Origin of the sequence: Halobellus limi (genome assembly GCF_004799685.1) — an archaeon.
Classification (GTDB): domain Archaea; phylum Halobacteriota; class Halobacteria; order Halobacteriales; family Haloferacaceae; genus Haloquadratum; species Haloquadratum limi.
Window position 1 is genome coordinate 2,153,932 of record NZ_CP031311.1, and the last position, 23,224, is coordinate 2,177,155.

At 59.9% G+C, this 23,224-nt stretch carries 23 protein-coding genes; 7 read left to right on the forward strand and 16 right to left on the reverse strand.

The features are described 5' to 3' along the window. Positions 1-83: 83 nt before the first annotated feature. The gene (locus DV707_RS10545; protein WP_200820886.1) at positions 84-1,421 is read left to right on the forward strand and encodes an aminomethyltransferase family protein; all 1,338 of its coding nucleotides are present in this window, start codon (positions 84-86) and stop codon (positions 1,419-1,421) included. A 33-nt stretch (positions 1,422-1,454) separates the two neighbouring features. Here DV707_RS10545 and DV707_RS10550 read toward each other — a convergent pair whose 3' ends face one another. The 7 genes from DV707_RS10550 to purB all read right to left on the reverse strand — a co-directional run bounded on the left by DV707_RS10550 (position 1,455) and on the right by purB (position 8,401). Then, on the reverse strand, positions 1,455-2,654 hold the full coding sequence (locus tag DV707_RS10550) for a Mur ligase (protein ID WP_103991739.1): 1,200 nt from the start codon (positions 2,652-2,654) through the stop codon (positions 1,455-1,457). Continuing rightward, a complete protein-coding gene (locus tag DV707_RS10555; protein ID WP_160113929.1) occupies positions 2,654-3,826 on the reverse strand; it encodes a poly-gamma-glutamate biosynthesis protein PgsC/CapC in 1,173 nt (390 codons plus the stop codon). The genes DV707_RS10550 and DV707_RS10555 overlap by 1 nt, the downstream gene beginning before the upstream one ends. 176 nt (positions 3,827-4,002) lie before the next feature. Then, complete coding sequence (locus DV707_RS10560; RefSeq protein ID WP_103991737.1) at positions 4,003-4,569, reverse strand: DUF7110 family protein; 567 nt, start codon at positions 4,567-4,569, stop codon at positions 4,003-4,005. A 204-nt stretch (positions 4,570-4,773) separates the two neighbouring features. Next, on the reverse strand, positions 4,774-5,115 hold the full coding sequence (locus DV707_RS10565) for a glutaredoxin family protein (protein WP_103991736.1): 342 nt from the start codon (positions 5,113-5,115) through the stop codon (positions 4,774-4,776). Between the two features lie 119 nt (positions 5,116-5,234). Beyond that, entirely contained in the window at positions 5,235-5,882 is a 648-nt protein-coding gene (gene gfcR / locus DV707_RS10570; RefSeq protein WP_103991735.1) for a transcriptional regulator GfcR, read from the reverse strand. Further along, the gene (locus DV707_RS10575) at positions 5,866-6,945 is read right to left on the reverse strand and encodes a glucose 1-dehydrogenase (protein WP_103991734.1); all 1,080 of its coding nucleotides are present in this window, start codon (positions 6,943-6,945) and stop codon (positions 5,866-5,868) included. The genes gfcR and DV707_RS10575 overlap by 17 nt, the downstream gene beginning before the upstream one ends. Positions 6,946-7,009: 64 nt before the next feature. Then, entirely contained in the window at positions 7,010-8,401 is a 1,392-nt protein-coding gene (purB, locus tag DV707_RS10580) for an adenylosuccinate lyase (RefSeq protein WP_103991733.1), read from the reverse strand. Between the two features lie 178 nt (positions 8,402-8,579). On the opposite strand from purB, the gene purH reads away from it, so the two are divergent. Beyond that, positions 8,580-10,181, forward strand: a complete 1,602-nt coding sequence (gene purH / locus DV707_RS10585) for a bifunctional phosphoribosylaminoimidazolecarboxamide formyltransferase/IMP cyclohydrolase (protein ID WP_103991732.1) — start codon at positions 8,580-8,582, stop codon at positions 10,179-10,181. 384 nt (positions 10,182-10,565) lie between these two features. Here purH and DV707_RS10590 read toward each other — a convergent pair whose 3' ends face one another. Further along, positions 10,566-11,003 carry a universal stress protein gene (locus DV707_RS10590; protein WP_103991731.1) on the reverse strand — a complete coding sequence of 146 codons (438 nt, stop codon included), beginning with the start codon at positions 11,001-11,003 and terminating at the stop codon, positions 10,566-10,568. A 129-nt stretch (positions 11,004-11,132) separates the two neighbouring features. Between DV707_RS10590 and DV707_RS10595 the strand changes: the two genes are divergently transcribed. Together DV707_RS10595 and DV707_RS10600 are read left to right on the forward strand one after the other, a co-directional pair. After that, a complete protein-coding gene (locus tag DV707_RS10595; RefSeq protein ID WP_103991730.1) occupies positions 11,133-11,900 on the forward strand; it encodes an NRDE family protein in 768 nt (255 codons plus the stop codon). A gap of 25 nt (positions 11,901-11,925) precedes the next feature. Beyond that, complete coding sequence (locus DV707_RS10600; protein WP_103991729.1) at positions 11,926-12,279, forward strand: helix-turn-helix transcriptional regulator; 354 nt, start codon at positions 11,926-11,928, stop codon at positions 12,277-12,279. 216 nt (positions 12,280-12,495) lie between these two features. On the opposite strand, the gene psmA is transcribed toward DV707_RS10600, so the two are convergent. From psmA to DV707_RS10620, 3 genes are all read right to left on the reverse strand, one after another. After that, positions 12,496-13,260, reverse strand: coding sequence for an archaeal proteasome endopeptidase complex subunit alpha (gene psmA / locus DV707_RS10605; protein WP_103991728.1), 765 nt, complete (start codon positions 13,258-13,260; stop codon positions 12,496-12,498). Positions 13,261-13,662: 402 nt separating this feature from the next. Next, the gene (locus DV707_RS10615; RefSeq protein WP_136361852.1) at positions 13,663-14,073 is read right to left on the reverse strand and encodes a DUF5518 domain-containing protein; all 411 of its coding nucleotides are present in this window, start codon (positions 14,071-14,073) and stop codon (positions 13,663-13,665) included. Positions 14,074-14,130: 57 nt separating this feature from the next. Continuing rightward, complete coding sequence (locus tag DV707_RS10620) at positions 14,131-14,325, reverse strand: hypothetical protein (RefSeq protein ID WP_136361853.1); 195 nt, start codon at positions 14,323-14,325, stop codon at positions 14,131-14,133. 106 nt (positions 14,326-14,431) lie between these two features. On the opposite strand from DV707_RS10620, the gene DV707_RS10625 reads away from it, so the two are divergent. The 3 genes from DV707_RS10625 to DV707_RS10635 all read left to right on the forward strand — a co-directional run bounded on the left by DV707_RS10625 (position 14,432) and on the right by DV707_RS10635 (position 18,743). Continuing rightward, the gene (locus DV707_RS10625; protein WP_136361854.1) at positions 14,432-14,674 is read left to right on the forward strand and encodes a hypothetical protein; all 243 of its coding nucleotides are present in this window, start codon (positions 14,432-14,434) and stop codon (positions 14,672-14,674) included. Further along, positions 14,674-15,153, forward strand: a complete 480-nt coding sequence (locus DV707_RS10630; RefSeq protein ID WP_136361855.1) for a hypothetical protein — start codon at positions 14,674-14,676, stop codon at positions 15,151-15,153. Before DV707_RS10625 ends, DV707_RS10630 begins: the two co-directional genes overlap by 1 nt. A gap of 146 nt (positions 15,154-15,299) precedes the next feature. Beyond that, the gene (locus tag DV707_RS10635; RefSeq protein WP_103991726.1) at positions 15,300-18,743 is read left to right on the forward strand and encodes an Eco57I restriction-modification methylase domain-containing protein; all 3,444 of its coding nucleotides are present in this window, start codon (positions 15,300-15,302) and stop codon (positions 18,741-18,743) included. A gap of 577 nt (positions 18,744-19,320) precedes the next feature. Here the strand turns inward: DV707_RS10635 and DV707_RS18460 are convergent. From DV707_RS18460 to DV707_RS10665, 5 genes are read right to left on the reverse strand one after another with little or no spacing between them, the layout of a single operon-like run. Then, entirely contained in the window at positions 19,321-20,301 is a 981-nt protein-coding gene (locus DV707_RS18460; RefSeq protein ID WP_160113928.1) for a hypothetical protein, read from the reverse strand. Further along, entirely contained in the window at positions 20,301-21,020 is a 720-nt protein-coding gene (locus DV707_RS10650; RefSeq protein WP_103991723.1) for a hypothetical protein, read from the reverse strand. The genes DV707_RS18460 and DV707_RS10650 overlap by 1 nt, the downstream gene beginning before the upstream one ends. Next, on the reverse strand, positions 21,020-21,646 hold the full coding sequence (locus DV707_RS10655; RefSeq protein ID WP_103991722.1) for a hypothetical protein: 627 nt from the start codon (positions 21,644-21,646) through the stop codon (positions 21,020-21,022). The genes DV707_RS10650 and DV707_RS10655 overlap by 1 nt, the downstream gene beginning before the upstream one ends. Next, positions 21,643-22,896, reverse strand: a complete 1,254-nt coding sequence (locus DV707_RS10660; RefSeq protein ID WP_103991721.1) for a baseplate J/gp47 family protein — start codon at positions 22,894-22,896, stop codon at positions 21,643-21,645. The genes DV707_RS10655 and DV707_RS10660 overlap by 4 nt, the downstream gene beginning before the upstream one ends. Further along, a complete protein-coding gene (locus DV707_RS10665) occupies positions 22,897-23,223 on the reverse strand; it encodes a hypothetical protein (protein ID WP_103991720.1) in 327 nt (108 codons plus the stop codon). Position 23,224 lies beyond the last annotated feature (1 nt).

The following is a 23,224-nucleotide window of genomic DNA, read 5'->3' on the forward strand; positions in this document are numbered from 1 at the left end:
AATGTTTCCCCGGCGCGGTGCACGGGGGCGCCGTCCTCATAATAAAAGATTATGTCGTTCTCCGCCGACTACCGGACGTACATATGCCAGATAGAACGCTGCAGGACGCGCTCGATTCGGCGGAGAGCCCCGTGGAACTCCTCCGCGACCTCGGACTCGCGCGGTTCACCGACCTCCCGGACGAGTTCACCCACTGGATCGAGGAACAGCGGGCGTGGGCCGAAAGCGTCGCGTTCGCGGATCAGTCGTATCACATGACCGACCTGCGGATCGACGGCGTCGAGGCGATCGACCTGTACTCGAAATACGCCGTCAACGACTTCCAGCAGTTCGACGTCGGACAGGCGAAACAACTCGTCGTCGCCAACCCCGACGGCTACCTCGTCGGCGACGCCATCCTCTTCCGTGAGGCCGAGGACTCGTTCCTGAGCGTCGGCGCCGCGGCGGCCCACAACTGGCTGCTCTACCAGGCAGAGACGGGAGCGTACGACGTCGAGACCGACTACCAGCCCCGCCCGGTCGGAACGGGGAACGACCCCAACAACTTCCGCTATCAGGTACAGGGCCCCGACGCGGTCGACGTGATGGAGGAGGCGATCGACGGATCGATCCCGGACCTGGGCTTCTTCCGCTTCGAGGAGGTCTCGATCGACGGCAGCGACGCCTACCTCCTCCGACACGGGATGGCCGGCGAGGCCGGCTTCGAGTTCTGGGGCGACTGGGACGACGCCGACGCGGTCAGGGAGTCGATCCTCGACGCCGGCGAGGCGTACGACATCCGTCGGCTCGGCTCGAAGAGCTACCAGAGCGCGAACACCGTCCTCGGGTGGCTTCCGCTGCCCGTCCCGGCGATCTACACCGGCGAGGAGATGAGAGACTTCAGGGAGTGGCTCTCGCTGCGGCGCGGGCTCATCTCCATCGGCGGCAGCTACGACTCCGACGACATCGAGGACTACTACGTCACGCCGATCGAGGTCGGCTACGACCACATCGTCGACTTCGATCACGACTTCGTCGGCAGGGAGGCCCTGGAGGCGGAGATCGACGATCCCGACCGGAAGAAGGTCACGCTCGTCTGGGACGACGAGGACGTCGTCGACGTCTACGCGTCGCTGTTCCGCGAGGGCGAGACGAGCAAATTCATGAATATGCCCGCTCCCCGCTCGTCGGCGTGTCACTACGACGAGGTGAAGAAGGACGGCGAAGTCGTCGGCGTCTCGAAGTGGATGAGCTACGTCTACAACCACCGGGAGATGCTGTCGCTCGCCCTGGTCGACACCGAGTACGCCGAACCCGGAACGGAGGTCACACTCACGTGGGGCGAGGCCGACGGCAGCGAAAACAAGAGCGTCGAGCGCCACGAGAGGACCGAAATCCGAGCGACCGTCGCGCCCGCGCCGTACAAGCGGGACAACCGGTAGCGACGGACTCGACCGCCACCTCGTCCCCGTCGTCTAATACTCCGGCAACGGCGCCGGCCCGCCGCGCTCCCGCTCTGTGACCTCGTCGGCCAGGTCGCGCATGAACGGGTGGACGGTGTTGGCCATAAACATCACCGGCTGTTCCGTTCCGAGGAGTCGATCCAGCACGTCGCCCGCTGCCGCCTCGTCCGTGTCGTGTTCCGTCGCCGGGACGTCGACGCGACGGGCGAACACGCCGGTGTAGGCCCCGCCGAGGTGCACGCGATCGATGAGCCCCCGCTCGGCGAGGATGTCGACGTACTGGACGAAGGAGGCGGTCCGCCCGCGTCGGTCGCGACGGAGGAAGACGAACGGACAGACCGGTTCCGCGTCGTCGCCCGTCCCGACCAGCTGTCGGCGAAAGAGCTCCGTGCTCTCGATCTCGTTGACCTTCGCCGCGTTGAACACGCGGCCGCCGGGGAGTTCCGTCCACTCCGGCTGGATCGCGTCGAGCATCGACTGGAGTTCGGAGTCCGGAAGCGGCGGCTCGTCGAGATATCCGAGCACGTGGTTCAGGGCGTGTATCGTCTCCGAGCCGATGAGGTCGCGGTGGCGATCCGGCACGTCGACCTGTTCGATCGTCCCGCCCCGTGCGGTGATCTCCGATTCGAGGTACTCGTGAATGACTCCGTGTTGTTCGCCGCTGATGACGTGACACCCCTCCGGGACCGATCGAGCGAACGAGCGGGCGATCGTCTGGCGGCGCTTGCCCAAGGTGTCGTTGTGGTCCTGCCGGACGTTGCAGAACACCAGCAGGTCCGGTCTGAGGAACTGCTCGTTGACCATCCGCATCGTGTACTCGGTGATCGCCTGGTTCTCCATCACGACGGCGTCGTCGTGGCTCGTGATCGCCAGTTGCGGGAGGAACTCGCGAACGAGGTTGAGGTTCTCATACAGCGTCACCCGCGGACCGCGACGCTGGATCGGGATCTTCCGCCCGTTGTGATAGGAGGTCGGGTGGTCGCCCGTGATCTTCGTGTACGTGTCGTATCCGCGGTCGGCGAGGATCCCACCCAGTTGCTTCGCCGTCGACGACTTCCCGCGGATGCCCGACACGCCGATCCGGACGTCCGCCTCTTCGAGGAGCTCACGGTGTTCCGATCCACGGCCAAAGAACGATCGCAGGCGGTCTCGAAGCGTCGAGCCGCGAAGCAGCCGTCCGCCGTACGAGAGGGATCGGTCGAACAGCCCCATCAGCCCTCACCCCCGGAGAGGACCGACGCCGAGAGGACGTCTTCGTCGTCCGGTTTCGGGATCCGGAGCCGATAGGCGATCGCGAGACACGCGACGATAGTGAGACCTGCGACCGCGACGTGGATCGCGGTGAACTCCTGAAGCAGCCCCCGTCTGAAGGGGTCGACGACTGCGCGGATGAGGAGCAACATCCCGAGGAACGTCCCGACCGCGAGGAACGGTTGCTGGCGTCGTTCCCGCGGTGGAGTCGTGTGTATTGCGTACGCCATCACGCCGGCGATGACGCCGACGAAGAGCGCGGAGAACCCGCGGATGATCGGCAGTTCCAGCGCGAGGAGCAGCGCCGCGACGGATCCGACCCCACAGCCGAGACTCAACAGCACGCGCCCGTACAGCAGGGTACTGAGGTGTATGAGCCAGACGGCGGCGAGGGAGACGGCGAACGACAGGAGAAACAGGACCAACAGCCAGCGGCTGACCAGCGAGAACAGCGCGAGCAGCGCCATCGAGATGATCCCGATCCGGATCCCGAACTCCCGGCGGACGAGTTCCGAGAGCGCCATCCCGACGAGGAAGAACAGCACGATGGTCGATCGGACGTCGATGTTCGGAGCCAGGTATCCCGCCACGACGGCGTCCCTGAGGGTGGCGACGTCGGACGTCTCCGCAAAGAGGATGAGCGGCGTCAGATCACCGACGGCGCGGGCGGTCGGCGGAGCGATCAGGACGCCGCCCAGTAGCACGAGGCCGACGATGAGCCCCGCCGTGTACAGCAGGTCCTGGCGCCGGTACTCCGGTTTCGTCTGGGCGACGTTGTAAGCGGCCAGCCCCGGGAGGATGCTCCCCACGAAGACGAGCGGATTGACTTCGAGAACGGCGGGCCAGAACGTCACGAGCGCGAAGTACCCGATCATCGGGACGAGGGCCCCGCCGGCGAGCGCGACGAGGAACTCGTCGCGGCCGTAGACGAGGGTCCGCTCTTTCGCCTGCCACAGGATGAAGTACGCGACGGCGGTGCTCAGGACGAATACCGGCAGCGTGGTGAAGTCCTTGAGCGCGTAAACCACGAGGGTCGGAACGAGGATGGCGCCGCCGAGTCGAAGTCCCTTGGTCTGTGTCACCGCGGCGGTCAGAACGAATCCGATGATGGAGAGAATGCTCGCAACGATCACAGATCGGTCTCCCTGTTCCGCCAGGAGAACATAAAAACTGCTGGTGGGACGCGTTCCGGCGGCCCGTCTCGATCACCGACGGTCGGTACGACTGCCCTCGATGCTCGCCGGGCGCTCCGCGTCGTCGACCGAATCCAAGATCCGTCGGACCGTGGGACCACTTCAGGAGGGCGCGATCAGTCCGAGATGAACTTGTTGTCGCGCCAGTTCACGCCGCCGGAGCCGTTGTCGTTCTTCGAGGGGTTCTCGACGACCTCGATGCTCGCGGGGCGCTCTTCGCCCTCGACGATCCGGTGGGCGGTGAGTTCGCCGTCGACCTCGGTGATCGCGGTGAGCGTCCCCTTCTCCGCGAGCAGCGCGATCTCGCGCAGGACCAGGAACATCGGGTACTGCAGCGCGGTGTTCTGTAAGACGGTCTCGCGGTCGCCCTTGAAGCAGGCGAACTCGACGAGTTCGGAGGGGATCTCCTCTTCTTCTTCCTCCCAGCGGGGCGCGCCCGCTCGGGGCGGTTCCTCTTCGTAGACGCGGTTCTCCGTGATGCTGGCTTTCAGCTGCGCCGTCGGGGTGTACTTGCTCAGGTTGTCCTCGGCCGCGACGGCCTTCAGGATGAGCGTGTTGTTCCGACGGGTCACCTCGACGTCCGTGACCTCGGGCGGCAGTTCCGGGTCACCGTTCAGGTACTCTTCGACCTCTTCGAGGGGCAATTCCAGTGTCGAGTGAAGTCGGTATACGCGGCCTGACATAGTTACTTTTGAATGGTACCCGTACGAGACGGACGCGACGCGACGCCGGTACCTGCGTCATGGTAGGCACCGGGGCCTTATAGGGTCTACTCTTTGACTCGTGGAGTCGACCCCACGCGCGGACCGGGCGATCGCACGGCCGGTCGCGACGGGGCCACCGGTCGCGGTCCGCGGCTCGTTCCGGGCGGTCGTCGTTCGCTCCGCTTACGCCCGCAGCGTCTCCTCCAGTTCGTCTCGCTCGTCGAGTTCCGCTAAGATGTCGCTGCCGCCGACGAACTCGCCGTCGACGAACGTCTGCGGGATCGTCTCCCACCCGCTGTGAGATTCGAGCGCGCTCCGGTACCCGTCGAGCGCGGGCAGGACGTCGACCGTCTCGAACTCCTCGACGTACTGGGAGATGAGGTTCACCGCGCGCTGGGAGTAGCCGCACTGGGGCATCAGCCGGTTCCCCTTCATGAACAGGACGACGTCGTTCGACTCGATCGCCTCGTCGACGCGCGCCTGTACCTCCTCTTCGCTCAGATCCGTACCGGGCTGGAACGTCATATCGACTCGTAGGCGGCCGTCGGTGAAAGGGATTGCGTCGAGCCGCGTGGGAGCGCGTCGGCGCGCGCGGCCGCTGGCGCGGTTCGGAGTCCCCCGCCGCTGTTCGGAGTCGGCGCCGGTCAGTCGCTGCCGACGCGGACGACGTCGATGAGCGAGTACACCGGCACGCCCTCGATCTCGTCGACGCCCTGTTTGTCGACGATGACGACGCAGGCGACGGGGTCACCGCCCTCCTCACGAATCGACTCGATCGTCTCCCGCATCGTCGTCCCCGAGGTGATGGTGTCGTCGACGACGTAGCACTCTCGGTCTCTGATCTGCGCGAAGTTCCGCGAGAACGACCCGCCGAGCTCGTCGATGTCGCCCTCCTCCCACTGGTGCTTCGCGGGCGCATAGGAGCCGAGATCCGTGTCCAGTTCCATCGAGACGGTCGTCGCGAGCGGTGCGCCGGCCTTCTCGATGCCGATCGTCAAATCGACCTCCTCGCCCTCTTTCACCAGGAGGTCGGCCATCGCCCGCCCGATGTGCGTGAGACGACTCGAATCGCGACCGACGGCGCTCCAGTCGACGTGGATGTCGTGCGGTCCGCTGCTGTCGCCGGTTGGACTGACCGGTTCGGGCTCGCTCTCGTAACTGGAGCCGCTGCGCTCAACGAGCCAACTCGCGGTCTCTCGGGAGACGTTCAGTTCGTCCGCGATCTCGCCTTTCGACAGGCCGCGTTCGGCGAGTTCGGAGGCGCTCGCGATGAGGTCATCGACGTTCTTCATACGCGCTGAATTGGACGGCGGTTTTTATAGTGGTGTCGTCGTCGTCGAACGCCGCCTCGAATCCGTCGAGATCGTACACGCCGGTGACCAGCGCGTCGAGGAACGGCTCCGGGAGCGAACCGAGCGTCTCCGCGGCCGCCTCGAAGTGCCGCACGTTCGAGTTGACGCTCCCGACGAGCGCCTTGTTGTGCAACACGAACTCCTCGTGGAGCGCGCCGCCGTCGATCTCGAACTCCCAGGGTCCGGGAACGCCGAGGAGCGCCCCGACGCCGTTCGGCGCGAGCGCCTCGATCGTCTCGAAGGCGTGCTTCGCGTAGCCCGTCGCCTCGAAGACGAAGTCCATCGGTTCGTGCTCGTCTGCGACCTCCGAGACCGGCGTCTCTCGGGAGTCGACGTACGTCGCGCCCAGGTCCTCGATGATGTCTATCGTCGGGTCCGGACGGTCGCGGCGGCCGAGACAGTAGAGGCGGTCGAAGTCCGAACGCTCCCGGAGCATCGCGAGCGTCAGGAGGCCGAGGCTCCCGTTTCCGAGGACGATCGCGGATTCGGGCTCCCACGTGAACGACGACCGGGAGGCGGTCGCGAGTTCGAGCGCCTTCTCGGCGACCGAGAGGGGTTCGACGAGGAACCCCCGCTCTGCGACCGAGGGAGAGACCGACACCAGATGCTCCTCGGGACTGGTGAAGTACTCGGCCATGAACCCGTGCTTGCCGACGATGCCCCGCTCGTGGTACTCGCCCTCGGGAGCCATATCGGGCTCGCCGCGCACGAAGTACTCGTTGGGGCCGTTCGGGGGGCGTCGGACCGTCGGAACGACGACGTCGCCTTCGGCGAACCGCGTGTCGCCGGGGTCTTCGACGACGCCGACGGCCTCGTGACCGAGGACGAGGTGGTCGTCGCCCGCCGGCGGGCCGCCGTGGCTCCCGGCGATGACCTCGTGGTCGGTCCCGTCGACGCCCACGCGGAGCGTTCGGACGAGCGCTTCGCCGGGGGCGGGGTCGGGCCGCTCGACTTCGACGACGACCGGCCGGTCGTCCCCGTTCTCGACTGCGATGGCTTGCATACGCTCCCGTAGCCGCCGCGTCGATAAAAGATTTATTTTACTCCGAGTTAATACTGGCTCGCTCTCACTCGCCGATCTCGTCGACGAGTTCGTCGCCGACGCCGACGTACGTCGCGGGCGAGAGCGAGCGGAGTTCCTCTCTCACGGGCTCGTCGACGTCGAGATCGTCGAAGAGGTCGTAGAAATCGTCGAGCGTCACGTCGCGACCGCGCGTGAGCGCCTTGACTCGCTCGTAGGCCTCGGTGTCGCCCTCGCGGCGGAGAATCGTCTGGACGGCCTCGCCGATGAGTTCCGGGCGGGCCTCCAGTTCCTCGCGCATCACGACCTCGTTGGGGACGACCTTCCCCAACCCGGTCTCGGTCTTGCCGTATCCGATCAGGCAGTGAGCGAACGCGGCGCCGACGTTCCGCTTCACCGTCGAGTCCGAGAGGTCCCGCTGGAGCCGCGAGGTGGTGACGTAGTCCGCGAGGAACGTCAGGTCCGAGTTGGCCTTCGAGAGGTTTCCCTCGCTGTTCTCGAAGTCGATCGGGTTCACCTTGTGCGGCATCGTCGAAGAGCCCGTCTCGCCCTCTTCGGCCTCCTGGCCGAGGTAGCGATCGGAGACGTAGAGCCAGACGTCGCGATCGAGGTCGAGGAGAACGTTGTTGACGCCGCGGAGCGCGTCGAACAGCGTCGCGAGGTCGTCGCAGGGGTTCACCTGCGTCGAGAGGGCGGTGTGTTCCAGTCCCAGGTCGGAGACGAACGAGCGGGAGAACGCGCGCCAGTCGACGTCGGGATAGGCCGCGACGTGGGCCGCATACGTCCCGGACGCGCCGGCGAGTTTCCCCGAGAGGCCGTCGGCGGCGTCGACGACGCGGCCTATCGCGGTCCCGAGACGCGCCGCGTAGACGGCCATCTCCTTGCCGAACGTCGTCGGCGTCGCGGGCTGGCCGTGCGTCCGCGCGAGCATCGGCGTGTCCCGGTACTCGTGGGCGAGATCGACGAGTTCGTCGCGGACGTCGCCGAGCGCGGGCACCAGGACGTCCTCGACGGCCGGCTTCGCGAGGAGCCGGTGCGCGAGGTTGTTCACGTCCTCCGAAGTGAGTCCGAAGTGGATCCACGGGTGGACCCGTTCGTCTGTCTCGGTCCGCAGGAAGTACTCGACGGCCTTCACGTCGTGGTTGGTCGCGTTGAAGCCCGCCGCGCCCTCGGTCTCCAGGCGTTTGACGAGCCGGGCGTCGTCGCCGTCGAAGTCCCCGACGACCGCGCGGAGGTCGTCGCGTTCGGTCTCCGAGAGCGACAGCGCGACCGCATCGAGGTCGGCCAGCGCGAGCAGGTATTCCACCTCGACGCGGAGTCGCGCCCGCATCAGCGCCGCCTCGCTGGCGTACGGGACGAGGGGTTCGGTGCGACCGGCGTACCGGCCGTCCAGCGGCGAGACCGCCGCGAGCGGATCGGAACGGGAGAGGTCGTCCATACGCGGACTCTCCGCTGTGCGCTAAAAAAGCGTGTCGATGGTCGGAGCCGACGTATCACACTCCCGTGCATATTTCGAGGGCATCCGAGGGTGGATATCCACGGAGATATCCGCAATAGTGCATACCACCGTCGGTGAGACCGCAACTGACTTACTGTCTGCGCGAGGGCCCACGAGTATGACCAAGGTTGCCGGCCTGGCGAGCAATCGCGGACGGAATCTCCGACACATCGACGACAGGCGCCCCGGCGGTGCGGAACTCGCGGTCGTCCTCGCGAACCACGAGGGAGCCCCGATCCTCGACGCCGCGACGGAGCGCGGCATCCCGACGGAGGTCGTCCCGCGAGCGGACGGCGAGTCGCGGGAGTCCCACGAGCGGCGAATCCTCGACGCCCTGTCCAGTTACGACTTCGACCTCGTCTGTCTGGACGGCTATATGCGCGTCCTCACGGAGACGTTTCTGGACGCGACGCCGACGACGCTCAACGTCCACCCCTCCTTGCTCCCCGCGTTCCCCGGCGACGACGCCCACGAGCAGGTCCTCGACGCCGGCGTCAGCGTCACGGGCTGTACCGTCCACGTCGTCACCGAGGAGGTCGACGCGGGGCCGATCGTGACCCAGGAGTCGGTGCCCGTCTACGCCGACGACGACGCCGACTCGCTGAAGACCCGCGTGCTCCACGACGCGGAGTTCACCGCGTATCCGCGCGCCGTGCGGTGGTTCGCTCAGGGTCGACTCCGCGTCGACGAGCGCGAGACCGACGAGGGCTCGGAACTCACGGTGTCCGTCGACGGCGACGACGGCGGCGACTTCCCGGAGCGGCGCGTCATCTCCGACGACCGATCCGCGGAACTCCGCTACGGCGAGAACCCCCATCAGGACGCCGCGGTCTACGCCGACGCGGCCACCGACGAGGCGAGCGTCGTCGACGCGCCGCAGTTGAACGAGGGCGCGAAGGGGCTGTCGTACAACAACTACAACGACGCCGACGCCGCGTTGAACCTCATCAAGGAGTTCGACGAGCCGGCCGCGGCGGTGATCAAACACACGAACCCCGCGGGCTGTGCGACGGCCGATACCCTGTCTCAGGCCTACGTCGACGCGCTCGCGACCGACCCGATGAGCGCCTTCGGGGGCATCGTCGCGCTGAACCGCGCGTGCGACGCCGCGACGGCCGAAGAGATCGTCGACTCGTTCAAGGAGGTCGTCGTCGCGCCGGGCTACACGGACGCCGCGCTCGACGTCCTCTGTGAGAAGGACGACCTGCGCGTCCTCGACGTCGGCGACCTGGACGATCGGACGGACCGACTGACGGAGAAGCCGCTCGTCGGCGGCCGACTCGTCCAGGAGCGCGACCTCTGGGCGCCGACCCGCGACGACGTCGAGGTCGTCACCGAGACCGAGCCGACAGAGGAACAGTTAGAGACGATGCTGTTCGCCTGGAAGGTGCTGAAACACGTCAAGTCGAACGGCATCGTGTTCGCCGAGGGAACCGAGACCGTCGGCGTCGGGATGGGCCAGGTCTCCAGGGTCGACGCCGTCAAACTGGCCGCGATGAAGGCCGAATCGGACGCCGAGGGCAAGAGCGCGGAGGGCGCGGTGATGGCCTCCGACGCCTTCTTCCCGTTCCCCGACGCCGTCGAGGAGGCCGCCGAGTCCGGCGTCGAGGCCGTCATCCAGCCCGGTGGCTCGGTGAACGACGAGGACGTCGTCGCCGCCTGCGACGAGCGCGGGATTCCGATGGTGTTCACCGGGCGGCGGTGTTTCCGTCACGACTGAGCGAAGCGAGGGCGTGCCGGAAGCTCGCGGCAGCGTGACGCGGTGTTTCCGTCACGACTGACGGGAGTGCCGAAAGTTAGTGAGACGAGCAGCGCGAGTCTCACGCGACTTCAGAGACGACCGAGTGAGGGGAGGCAATCGGCACCAGGTTCGTCGCGGCCGCGAGGCTACTGACTGGCGAAAGGCGAACAGTCGGCGCCCGCTCGGACGACGGCGACGTCGCAATCGACCCCCACGGGGCCAATCGCGTCGCGGCCGACTCCCCCGCGTCGACGCGCCGAACGACCGCGGCCCGACGCGGGGCGACTCTCAGATCACGCCGGGTGTGGTCCCGTAATCGTATATAAATCCACGTCGGGAGGGGGGCAAAGCGTGCGGGACCGGCTACTCGTCGGTCATCCGGACGACCATGATCGGCGTGTCGGTGTTCTCGACGACGCGCTCTGTGACGCTGCCGAGGTTCGCGAGTTTGTCACGGCCGGAGCGACCGTGCGTTCCCATCACGATCAGGTCCATCCCGTTCTCGTCGGCGTACTCGAGGATCGCCCGATAGGGGATCCCGTCGCGAACCGTCGTCGTGCACTCGACGCCGGCCTCGGCCGCCGCGTCGGCGACGCGGTCGACCGCCGTCTGCGCGTCCGCCTGCATCGTCTCTTTGAGTTCCTCCTTCTGGTCCTCGCCCGCGGCCAGGTAGAGTCGCCTGTCGACGACCGAGAGCGCGTGGATCGTCGCCTCCCGCGTCGACGCGATGTCGAGTGCGTGTTCGAGCGCCTGCATCGTGCCGTCGCTGCCGTCGGTGGGAACGAGTACGTGCTCGTACATCTCGACTCGCCTTTCGTTCGGCACCCTCTTGAACGGTCCCCCGATTCTCGGCGGTCGAAGCCCCCCGATCGAGGGTTCGCGATCGCCGCCGGCCGAGAGTATATTTCGTCGCCGACCCAAAGACGGCCCGTGTGCACACTGACACTCGCCTGGCGGATCTTCGAGGACGCGCCGGTCGTCGTCGCGGCCAACCGCGACGAGCTGCTGGACCGTGAGTCGGAACCCCCCGCCGTCCGGGGGGGCGACCCGTCGTTCGTCGCGCCGCGCGACGCCGCGGCCGGGGGCACGTGGATCGGCTACAACGAGGCGGGCGTCTTCGCCGGGATCACGAACCGCTGGGTGGACGTCCCCGACGGCGGCGAGCGCTCACGGGGACTGCTGGTTCGGGACGTCCTGCAGACCGAGAGTTCCGTCGAGGCCCGCGAACTGATCGAAGACGCCGTCGCGACGGACACCTACGACGGGTTCAACCTCGTCGTCGCCGAGCGGGCGGTCAGCGGTCGAGACGAACCGGCCGCGTACCTCTTCGAGTGGGACGGCGACCTCCGCGTTCGCGAACTCGAACCGGGCGTCCACGTCGTCGTGAACGTCGGCGTGAACGGCGAGTCTCTCGACTCGGCGCGTCCGGAACGGGCGGGCGAACAGGCCGAAAACGCCGAACGCGTCCGCGAGGAGCTGATCCCGCGTCCCGGCGAATCCGCGTCGGACTGGCGCGATCGCGCCGCCGACGTCCTCGGAGACCACGAGTACGGCGTCTGTATTCACAACCCCGAGCGGGGGTTCGGCACGCGGTCGTCCTCGCTTCTCACGCTCTACGACGACGGCGACGCCGACTTCCGGTTCGCCGACGGCCCGCCGTGTGAGACCGCGTTCCGGCCGGTCGAAAGCCAAATTTAAACGACTCGCGAGCCTCGTGGGGTGTATGAGCGCAGGCGCTGCCGAAGCAGACCTCTCGGGGGACGAACTCGAAGCACTGGAACTCATCCGAGAGACGGGTGGCATCCACCAGAGCGACTTCTGGAAGGAACTCGACATCTCCTCGCGAAAGGGGAGTCGAATCGCCGAGAAGCTCGCGGACCTCGGCCTCATCGAACGTGAGAAGACGGTCTACGACGGTCACAACACCTACCACCTCGAACCCGCGCCGCGCGATCTGGACTTCTCGCTTCTGATGGCGGGCGATATGCTGTCGCCGTTCATCGGCGAGGAGGAGGTCAACCACAACAGCGACGCGTTCTCCCAGTGGCTGATGAACCTCGCCTACGAGGAGTACTGATACCGAGTAGACACGTCCGACTCACGCGCGGATCGGGATCGGCCGCGGGGTCACGACGGCGCGGGTCGCCCGTAGCGTGCTCACTGTTCCCCACAGCCGACGTCCTGCCTCGGACGGACCCGAGAGCCGTAAATTCAGGGTGATGACCCGAAACGGCGGGTGTGATCGAAACGGTCGGGCCGTCGGTACGATACCGTAAAAATAGCGGGGAGTCGATTATTCGTCGTCGCCGTCCTCGTCGTCCTCCTCGGACGGTTCGAGGTCGTTGTCGGCGATGTAGGTCGATATCTCGTCGTTCGTGAGTTCGACGAACGCCTCCGATTCGGTGGTGATCGTCGCGACGTCGACGCCGTCGGCGGCGAGTTCGTCGTCGTTCGCCGAAGCGATGGTCCGGAGCGCCAGTCCGACGCCCTCATCGAGCGTCAGGTCGTCCTCGTAGTTCTCTTCGAGGTGTTCCTGGAGGTCGCTCCGGTCCGCGCCGATCGAGACGGCCTTCCACTCGTAGGGCGTCCCCGAGGGGTCGGTCTCGTAGAGGCGCGGTTCGCCGTTCTCGACGCCGCCGATGAGCAGCGCGACGCCGAACGGGCGCGCGCCGCCGACCTGGGTGTACTGCTGGATGTGGTCGGTGACGTTCTTCGTCAGCGTCTCGATGCCGACCGCCTCGCCGTAGCGGAGCCGGTTGACCTGCGCCTGTCGCCGCGCGAAGTCGATGAGCTGTCGGGCGTCGGCGACGTGGCCCGCCGAGGCGATCCCGGCGTGGTCGTCGGCCTTGTGGATCTTCTCGACGCTCGTCGGCTCCATGAGCGGAGAGCGCGAGCGCTTGTCGGCCGCGAGGACGACTCCCTCGGCTGTTCGGACCCCGACGCTCGCGGTCCCTCGCTTCACCGCCTCCCGGGCGTACTCCACCTGGTAGAGGCGACCGTCGGGCGAGAAGATCGTGATTCCACGGTCGTATGCCTGCTGTTGGGCTTGTCCCTGCATAGTATCACTCGAAATCGAGCCGCGTCGCGCCCGCGAATCCGTCTGCGCCCTCGACGTCGACCCGTTCGTCGCGGACGACGGCGGGGCGGGATTCGTTCTCGAACACGACGTCTCTCTGTTCTCCACGTCCGGTCCGACCGTTCAAATACCTTTCTTTCCCTCCCTTCAGTGCCCGGTAAACCCCCAAAAACTAAGCCCTCAGAACTTCTACCCTCAATATAGCTCTCGCCACAAATGAATCTTCCCCTTATAGACGCTAAATACCAATGCAGTTGTTGGCTCGGCGCGACCGAAATTGACGAGTTGCCCGACACCTGTCCCGAGCATAACGAGCCAATCGAAAAGCAAGTCGAGCGCGCTAAATGATCACTCGGGGTTGAAATGTGAGTACAGTTGGCACGTCTATATTTCAGGCTCAGCCCTATTTGAGAACTCAGCACCGATATACCCGCCTATTGTCCCACAGCCGTAGAAATAGATCATAGAGATCACGACCGCAAACATCCAACCAATGAACGAGCCAATAGTCCCTTCTAAAACCTGCGCGAAGACTCCGAATATAGCGAATAGAATGAATGGGATAGAAGCGATCACCGTAGCGAAAAACCCTGTAAGTGAACTTTCCCTGTTGTTCTTACCTCGTAGGTAGCCCGAGATCCCCCCACCTATGACTGGTCCTAAGAACGGAAGCCACCCGAGGAAAAATGCCGCGATAGAACCGATAAATGCAGAGATTAATCGACCGGAAGGTTCCCGGTTTCCCGTTTCTGTTGATTGTTGGGTGGCTTCAGCCTGTGTATCTTCAGTACCCATACGGGGGCTATTCTTGTCTATCAAATAATAGTTCTGGTACTGTTTATCTGCTGACGGCTATGTAGGAAAAGTAGTCCCGCCCCCCTGAATTTGTTCCTGTTCAACAGAATAAACCCGTTCTCTCGGAATCAGAGTCTCCATCTCTGAATTATCTTCTTGGATGGTGTAGTGTTGTTCTTCTTCGTCGTAGCTGACCGAAACATCTTCTTTCGTTTCGATTCCATCAGGCGTTTCGTAAGTGATTGACGCCATACACAGTCCGATGTGCAGATGTAGTTAAGCCTTCGGCCGATACTACATAACAGACCGGTAACGTCAGTCCGACAATTTTTATATATTAAAAGATAAACAGAAGTATATGGCAACAATCAGTGATGAACGTGATATCAACAGAATATCGTTAAAAAATGTACAGAATGTTGGATTTTCCGCTGAGCACAGTTGGCTGTATATAAAAACATCTGAATCTGATTACTACTTCGTCACATCAAATAATAATAGGATCAAAAAAGGAAAACAACCGATCGAAAAGGCGTTAGACTCCTCGGAAGCTAACGACAAACTGGATCAGCTCATCTCAGACGCTTCAGACGGGAACTGATGTCGTTCGATTTCGTTGGTACTGTTGGTCAATATTGGGAAGCTATTGTAGCCACTTCGGCGTTGATAATCTCCACTCTTTCACTCCTCCGAGATAAGCGGTCTCGCCAAATGGATATGCTACATAGCGTCTTTCAGGATATTGGTAATCTGAATATAGAAATAGCTAATTACAACAGTAGCGAGAGAGATGAAGAACAGATCGAACAGGACTTGGAGATTATAAAGAAAGAGAAGTTGAAAGAGTTCGATTATCTCTGTTACCTCCTCAATCGGAAGAAGGCGAGGGAGAAAGAAGTGTACGATTTAGGAGGTGAAGACGTCAAGGATTTCTACGAACGATACAAAGATGATATGGATGATAGCAGGTACTCAGATATAGAACGAGTCGTCAAGCGTTGGGAAACCTATCCTCCGACTTCTAAGATGAATCGCCTGATTTTGTGGTTGAAAAAAACGTGGTACAATCTATTTGCGTGACTAACCTGAATTGAATAAGTATTTCAAGTAAATCCAATTTTAACCTGTCCAAATTTCCAAGATATGCGCTCTGTATCTCGAACACTATAGGGGTCTCATTTCAGAGGAAGCCGTTAAGTCCCGGCCAGTCAACAAGTGAAATATCAATGTCGCGTTCAGATAAAATATGTTCTATCCTAGAAGATTTCGTCGACGATCTCAACGAGAAGCTTGAACCTCAGAAACTAGAACAAACTCTGAGGGGAGATTACAGACCAGTTACAGCAGAGCTCGGAAGTCAGCCAGAACCGTGGATTCGACACCACCTGATCCGCCCACTTATCGACGCAGTAGACCTAGAATGGGAGCCAGAGATCCACGGTGGAGGACAAGGCTATCCCGACTTCGGTATAACCAATCTCGACGTAAAGGTAATAGGTGAGGACAAGTCGCTAAACGGGTCAGATGAAGCAGAAGACGACATCGAACAGTACCTGAACAACCGGGCGGCGTCACAAGGAGCGGAGTACGGTATTGCCACAGACGGCATTATCTGGACCGTGCTCCGGATCGAACTCGGAGGTGACTACTTGGACTACACAGCTGTTGATCCAACACCAATCAATTTCCGTCAGGAACTCCTTCATATTGCCAATGAGAAAAATTACATAGCTCAATCTGGAGTTTCCGAAGTTGACATAGAAGCAAAAGCGGAGTTATTCTACGAGACATTCAACCGGGAAGATTTCAACACACTTCTGACACAGGAAGCGCCGAGAATCATCCGGTCGAAAAAGAAAGCCGGAATTGAGGAGTTCTATGATCTCTACGTTGAACTTCTGTTCGGTGAAGGTTCCGGTAGCTACAGTTATGATACAACGCTTCTTGACGACATCCAAGCTCCTGAAGGTGCAACTGAAACGGACAAAAGAAAATTCGCTATCAAACTAGTGAACAGACTACTCTTTGTCAAGTTCCTAGAAGGAGATGTCATACCTGATAGCTTTCTCAACAAACGTGTGAACAACTTCCAAGACGCTCAAGAGAAGGTAGACCGGTTTGGAGGGGGCTTATACAAATCACAGCTAGAACCACTGTTCTTCAGTCTGTTCAATACCGAAGAAGACGACCGAATCTCCAAGCATCGTGGTGGCTGGTTTGACGAAGTTCCATATTTGAATGGAAGCCTGTTCGCACCTGAAAAGGAAGAACGAGGATATGATGTTGATGACCGGATGCTGGAAACTGTTGTTCAAGACTTAGTGGAAGGTCACGAGCTAAGCGAAAATAACGGGAACCACACTTTAGATCCGTCCGTCCTCGGGAACGTCTTCGAGATGACGATTAACCATATTAGCGGTGGACAATCGCAAAAAAAAGAGGGCGCATATTACACCCCAAGCGATGTTATCAGGTTGATCACCGAGCAATCGGTTGATCCAAAAATCTACGAAATTCTCGTCGATACGTACAGCAGCCGTGTTGCTTCAGCCTCAAATATGGATGAGGGTCAGGCCCGAGAGCTTGTCGGTGACTACGATCTCGGAGAGATGCTTCGGGAAATTGAGCAACGTCAAGGATACTTTACAGATCCAGAAGCACTTGAAGAGGCGTACGATCGGTTGGGTAAACTGAAAATCGTTGACCCTGCCTGCGGATCAGGTCACTTCCTCACTGCTGTCTTGGACGAAATCCACCGTGTCAGGATGTCGTTGCTAAGAGGTATGAAAGGCGACAATTTGGATGAAAAAGACGTGTATTCAGCGAAGAAAGACCTAGTTTTGAACACGATCTACGGAGTGGACGTGAATCCAATCGCGATTGAAATTGCGAAGCTCCGTGTCTGGCTTAAAATGGTAGAGGAAGGTTGGAGAGAGGAGTTCGGTCGATTACCAAATATCGACGTGAACATCGTGCCGGGGAACTCCCTAGTTGGCCTTCCGGCTATTAGCAGCGGTCAGTCGATGTTACAGGCTTTCGATGTTGATTTAAGCGGAATTCAAAATGTCCGTGATAAGTATAGAGAGGGACAAATCAATCGACGAGAATTGGACACGCGAATTGATGATCTCCGACCTGAAATCCGTCAGTTCTACGCTGAGAACCTTAACCACTATTTTGAGGATGAAGTGGAAACCACCGGAAAATTCGATAACTTGACTGCGAATTTGGATTCTCTTTATCCGGTTGTAGACGCTGCCCGAGCTCGACGTAAAGATGGTGAAAATCTTTCAGATAGAGACGGTGACAAATTGGAGAGTATTGGTTTCACAGCGTACAAAAAAAGCGGAAGATTGGATGGAGAAGATCTCCGGGGGAAAATGGGTGAGCTCCGGTCTTTGATTGAGGACGGATTCAAATTGGAGTTGGAACGTCGGCCGACAGCGTATGACTTGGAAGAGTTGCAGGAGTATGGTGAACTTTCTCACGAAGCTTTCCACTGGATTGTGGAATTCCCTGAAGCAGTCGTTAAGGACGGTACAGAGTACTCTGTTGATTTCGATATCGTTGTCGGCAACCCACCGTACGGAGACCTTGTTACCGGGATCGAACGACGGTTCACTGCCGGTTACCGGACGGGAAATATTCGGGATATAGCCGCTCAATTCTTGGAACGGCAGTTGCAGTTACTCGGTGATGGTGGCGTCTTCGGGAACGTAATCACGCTTCGGCTTATTTACGACAGCAAGGCGTACGTTAGCCGCGATGTCTTGAATAAGAAGTTGACAGATACGCGGATAGCCTGCTTCGGCTGGCGGCCGTCGTACATATTTGCAGGTTCAGAGGCTCTTGCAGCGGTCATCACAGGTCAGAAATCTGAAGAGCCGGATGATGACATTCAGACTAGTCGGTTTATTCTGTTCAGTGATGAGGACCGAAAGCAGAGACTGGAGAACATCGATTACTACCGGACTGATGACCTTGTTCTCGGTGAGACCATTGGCGGCGGTTCAATCGGTGAAAGCAGTGATAAGTCGATGCCCAAAGTAGGGACGGAGATTGCTCGAAACATATTAGAGAAGTTATCCGACGCCTCTGGTACCACGATCCGTGATAAGGAAGTGGATGAAAAGACGGAGCACAAAGTTTGGAGGAAAGAAGGTGCTCGGTACTGGATTAACCCACTGTTGGAGAGTCTTTGGAGTGAGGAAGACAGGTCGAGAGAGACCAAGCCGATGCATTTCAATTCTGAACTGGAACGGTATACGACGTTCTTGTTGATGCAGTCATCCCTGTTTTATAATCACTGGATGACCTATGGTGATCAGCAGCACGTTTCTTGGAAGCTTGTTCGCTCATTCCCGTTCCCGAATATGGAAGCTCTGAGGGAGAATGAAGAAAAGATTGAGAAATTAGCTGGTGAGCTTTGGACAGGTATCGAGGAACGTTTCCACCCGGAGATCAACGTCAGTGGAGAGATCCAAGGTGTGGCTGAGTTGAAGCCCCTAGTGGATCAGGTCGATGAATTATTCGGCCCGATGTTCGATTTGAGTGAAGAGGAAATTGAGTACGTGAAGCAACTTGATACGGAATACGGCCGATCGCTGAGGGAAGAGGGCCAAAACCAACTGCCTAATGGGGCTGTGAGCCGTGTAGAACTGAATGATTGATCCAAGCTTGACTGTAAACTAAACAATATTTTTACTGGTTGATTCACCCGTGGACCTACGAAGCAACCTCTCCTCCTCATCGGTTTGGCTTGTCGCATCTACCTCCCAAATCGTACTGACCCACAGCTTCGACACACCCACCCGCGACTCGTCACCGTCACTTGACTCCCACAATTCGGACACCGACTATTTCGTTTCATAATCAAAGATTAGGAGCCTCAATTCCCCAAAATACGCCATTTCTCATATCCAAACCTCGCGCCTCTCAGAGCTTTCTGATGGCAAACCAAGGTACGACCAAAACCATTCGGACCCGACCAAAGCGCCAACACGACGCAATCTGAGGCGTGGCAATTCGTGAACAATGGTGCTATTTGCGCTGCTCATCCGACTTCACAGATTCCCCGCCACCCACACCGTATTTTCGCGCCACAATCTTCCGAGCCGCCTTCGGCATCCCCGCGCCGAGCGCAAGTCCGACAAACAGCAGCTCAAAATCACCGATTACAATTATCTCAGGTAGATTCATTTTCGCACCAAGTAGAGTGTTCGTCGATCAATTCAGTTAGCAAAAAAATCACAGACCAGCGATCGAGAGGTCGATGTACGTACCGTCTTCCCCATCGGGACCATCTTGGCCGTCTCCTCCTCCTCGACCACCTGTACCTTTCACACCGCCTACCCCACCGAAGCCGCCGGAAAGGTTCACAGACAAGTTAGCAGTAGACAATCCGGCAAGTGTCACAACCATTCCGCCAGCACCGCCACCGCCGCCACCCCCGCCCCCACCGTTTCCGGAGTAGTCGTTCCACCCACTTCTGTACCGACCGTTTCCACCGTCAGAACCATCCGTTCCATCTGTTCCTTGAGAAATGATAGATCCATTTCCGGTCAACTTGGTAGCGATAATAATGATACCTTCACCGCCATCTCCACCATCACCGCCGTCTCCTCCCCTACCCCCTTCGTATCCGGTATTTCCGCTCGCGTGGTCGCCACCACCACCACCCCCGCCGCCACCGCCACCGGCACCTGTTATGAAACTCGCAATGAGAGTGCGGAAGTTGTCAAATTCGGTGCTTGGGAAAAGACGGAAATCGTCTACAGCAGCGGCCTCTGTTGCGGTAGCTGTTCCCCCACTTCCACCGCTGCCACCACCTTCGCCACCCCCGCCTCCGTTTCCACCGGGACCACCGGGAATGTATCGAGCAGTTTGACCGTCAGTTCCGGGATCTCCACCTTCCGGGTCTGTACTGTAGTGACCTGCTCGACCACCGGAACCACCAAATCCACCGGAACCTCCTTGAGACGTACCATTAATCGTGCCATCGATGTTTGCTGTGCGCTGGCAATAGATCATCGTCGGCCCGGTGAGCGTGACCGTTACGCCCGCGTCAACGTTGAAGGATTTGACAAAGTGTAGGCCCGAGAGGGTACCGTCAGCCGTGAAATTGAGATCACCGTCAGATCCGTCTCCATAGATAGGAGAAGAAATAATCGCGTTTGCGTTCACCCAATCCTTTACCTCCTGAAACGTCGAAATTTTATTCAAAACCATCAGTTTCCATCCTCAAGGTACAGCCCATCGCCGTCGATATACACCAATTCACCAGCGGTAATTCCCGAAGGAACGTCTCCTGTGGACGCGTAGCTCGGAATACTCGCACCGTCCAATTTTCTAACAAACCGAGAATCAGACGCTGACTGCGTGTAGTACCGCGAGTCGTGATTGTGACCAGCAGAAGCAAAATTTGAATCAGTCTGTGCGGTCGTGTACGAGCCGACTTGCGCGGCAGTCACTCCGTGGGGGTTCGACGTGTTACCCGTATGCGAATCAAGTTCGGCCTGAGTCGCCGGGTCAAAATCAAGGTGAGAAACGGAAACCGTCCCCGCAGCATCCTCAATCGCGCCGACCTGCGTGAACGTCACATTGTGCGGATTCGTCATATCGGACGTGTGAGCCGTAAGCTCCGCCTCCGTCCCAACACGTCTCCACGCGTCAAAGTCCGCGTCATAGACTTCAAGAATTGACTCCGAGCCACCAGTATTCCAAAGCAACTCACCATTCGTGGGGTTGTTCGGCCGTAAACCTGCGACAGACGAATCAAGCCGCCCGTTCGTGAGATCGACGAGGTGTAGCACATCGTCAATCAGATTCGACATTCCGAAGTTGTCGTACGCATCAACCGGCGGCACATCCTTCTGATAGCTGTACCCCGTCGGCCAAACTTGACCTGCATCTCCCCACTCAATCAACTGCGAATTGTACGTCGTCATTATCGTAGAATACCAGAATACGTTCCGCCAGATCCGATCGGATCATCGTTTATATCAAGACCGTCATACCCCGCCGATGTATTGTACGTCCCGCTGTCGTACTCTGCCGGAGAGATATATTCAAGCGTGCCGAGCGTCGTCGATTCGAGCCGGTACCCCGCCGAAATCAGATCCGAGAGAATATTCACAAACTCCGAGACAGAAATACTCAGATCATTAACCGCCTGTCCCGGAACCGAGAGCACAATCACGCCTGCCTCAGCAGAATCAGCGTACGAGATCGACTCCGGTGACACATCGAGCAACGTAGCCGCCCGAACAATCAGATCGTTCGCCGTCCCCTCAGACGTGAGTGCCTGATACGCCGCAATAATTCGCGTCCGGAACGTCTCGATCGGCTCGTTCTCTCGGTGCGTTACTCCGACCGGCGTTGCCAACTCCGCAAGCTGCTCAATCGTATCTGCATCCTGAACCCGAACAGCGTCCTGAACGTCAGCGATTTCAGCAACACGATCTGCCGCCGAGTTGCCCACCGCGACGAGTACCTTGTAGTTGTTCGTCTGTGGACTCTTCGGGAACCACCCCGGAAGGCCAGCGGCTAACTGCGAAATCTCTTCAGAACTCACGGCGTCACCACCGTCGTCGTAATCGCAATCGAGCCGTCAGTCGCATCCGCCGTCGCCTTTTCGCCCAACGACACCGGAATGTTCGAGGTATCAGTCCCGGTCGGTACTGCGTCCCCATTGATCGTCAGCGAAGTAACGTCGTACACACCCGGCGTGTCACGAATCGCGTATTCAACCGACCCGAAGATAACATCGTCACCAACGGAAAGGCGGCCGTCGTCATTGTTCCCCGATGACAGCACCCCGCCAATGTACTGAACCACGTTGTCACGGACTGCATCGTCGCCAGCGTATTCCTCAGTCACCTGAAGATCGAGATCCACGTAGATTTGCACCGACACCGGCTCAGAAAACCCAATCGTGAACGTCTGGCCGTTGATCAGCGTTGCCACGCCAGACGCAGCGGTCCCATAGACACCACTCGAAGAGGTGTCGCCAGCGGCCTTCGTATCCATAATCGCCTGTGCAATCCTGTCGTCGAGGTCCGTACCGTCCTCCGTCTCAACGACCAACTCAAACGAGTGTGCGGGTTGCCCGTCCCCATTCGGGTCGTTCTGATCGTTGAGGAAAATGCTCACAGACTTCACCGCCGGAATCGCACGGAGCGCAGAGATTAGCCCTGATGCCGACGCCCGAGAACCCGTAGTCAGATTTTCCTTCGCGCGCTCGCGCAACTCTTCGTCGGACTCACGGTCGCGCCCACCGTCAGTCGCCGCCGCGTTGGTTGCCTCCTCAACGCCGCTCACGTCGTCAACGAACACCGTGATCTTACCAGCGCCAACGTTCCCGTCGACGCCGCCTACCTCAGCCTCGATCTTCGCGTCGACCGAACTATTCCCGGACGTAAGCGTGACTTTCTCCGTCGTCCGGTAGACAATCGGATTCGACCCGCTGGTCTGTAGCCGCACGCCTTTCCGCACCTGATAGTCCTGAGTCGCCGCATTAGACCGTGAGAATGTTACTACCCCCGTAGCGCGCACAGACTGTCGGCGCGGAACACCAATCAGCGCCGTCAGAAAGTCGAGTGCCTCAGCGGTCGCATTATCGATCTGTGCCGAGTCGAGAACAAGCCCGAGATCGTTCTGAAGTTCAACAATTCGCTCGGCCCACGGAAGGTACAGTGTCCGGGCAATCGAAGAAATGTCGTCCGGTACGTCGTCACCGATCTGTGCTTCCAAATCGGCAACCATCGTGTCAAGGACGGCCTCAACGCTGTCGCTAACGAATCTGCCGTCTACAATCGCTCCCATTTATCCTTCTAATTCAACCGCTTCCGTCTCGCCGGTCGTGTAGACCAACTCAACGATATACTTGTTCTCCTGCTCAAAATCAGGGTACGCCGTCACCTCCGATACCTCATCAACAAACTCAAGCTCACGAGAAATCCGATTCGCTTTCAAATCGAGTTGCTGAAGGAGCGAGTCTCGGTCAATCGTCCCGATCAGTGAATCAAACACCGCCGTTACCGCTACCCGAAATCGCTGATTCTGAAGGTCAACTCCGGTTGTCGTCCCCACGTCGCCCGTATCCTCAGAGAATACAAGATCGAGATATTCGTCTACTTGAAAATCAATCATA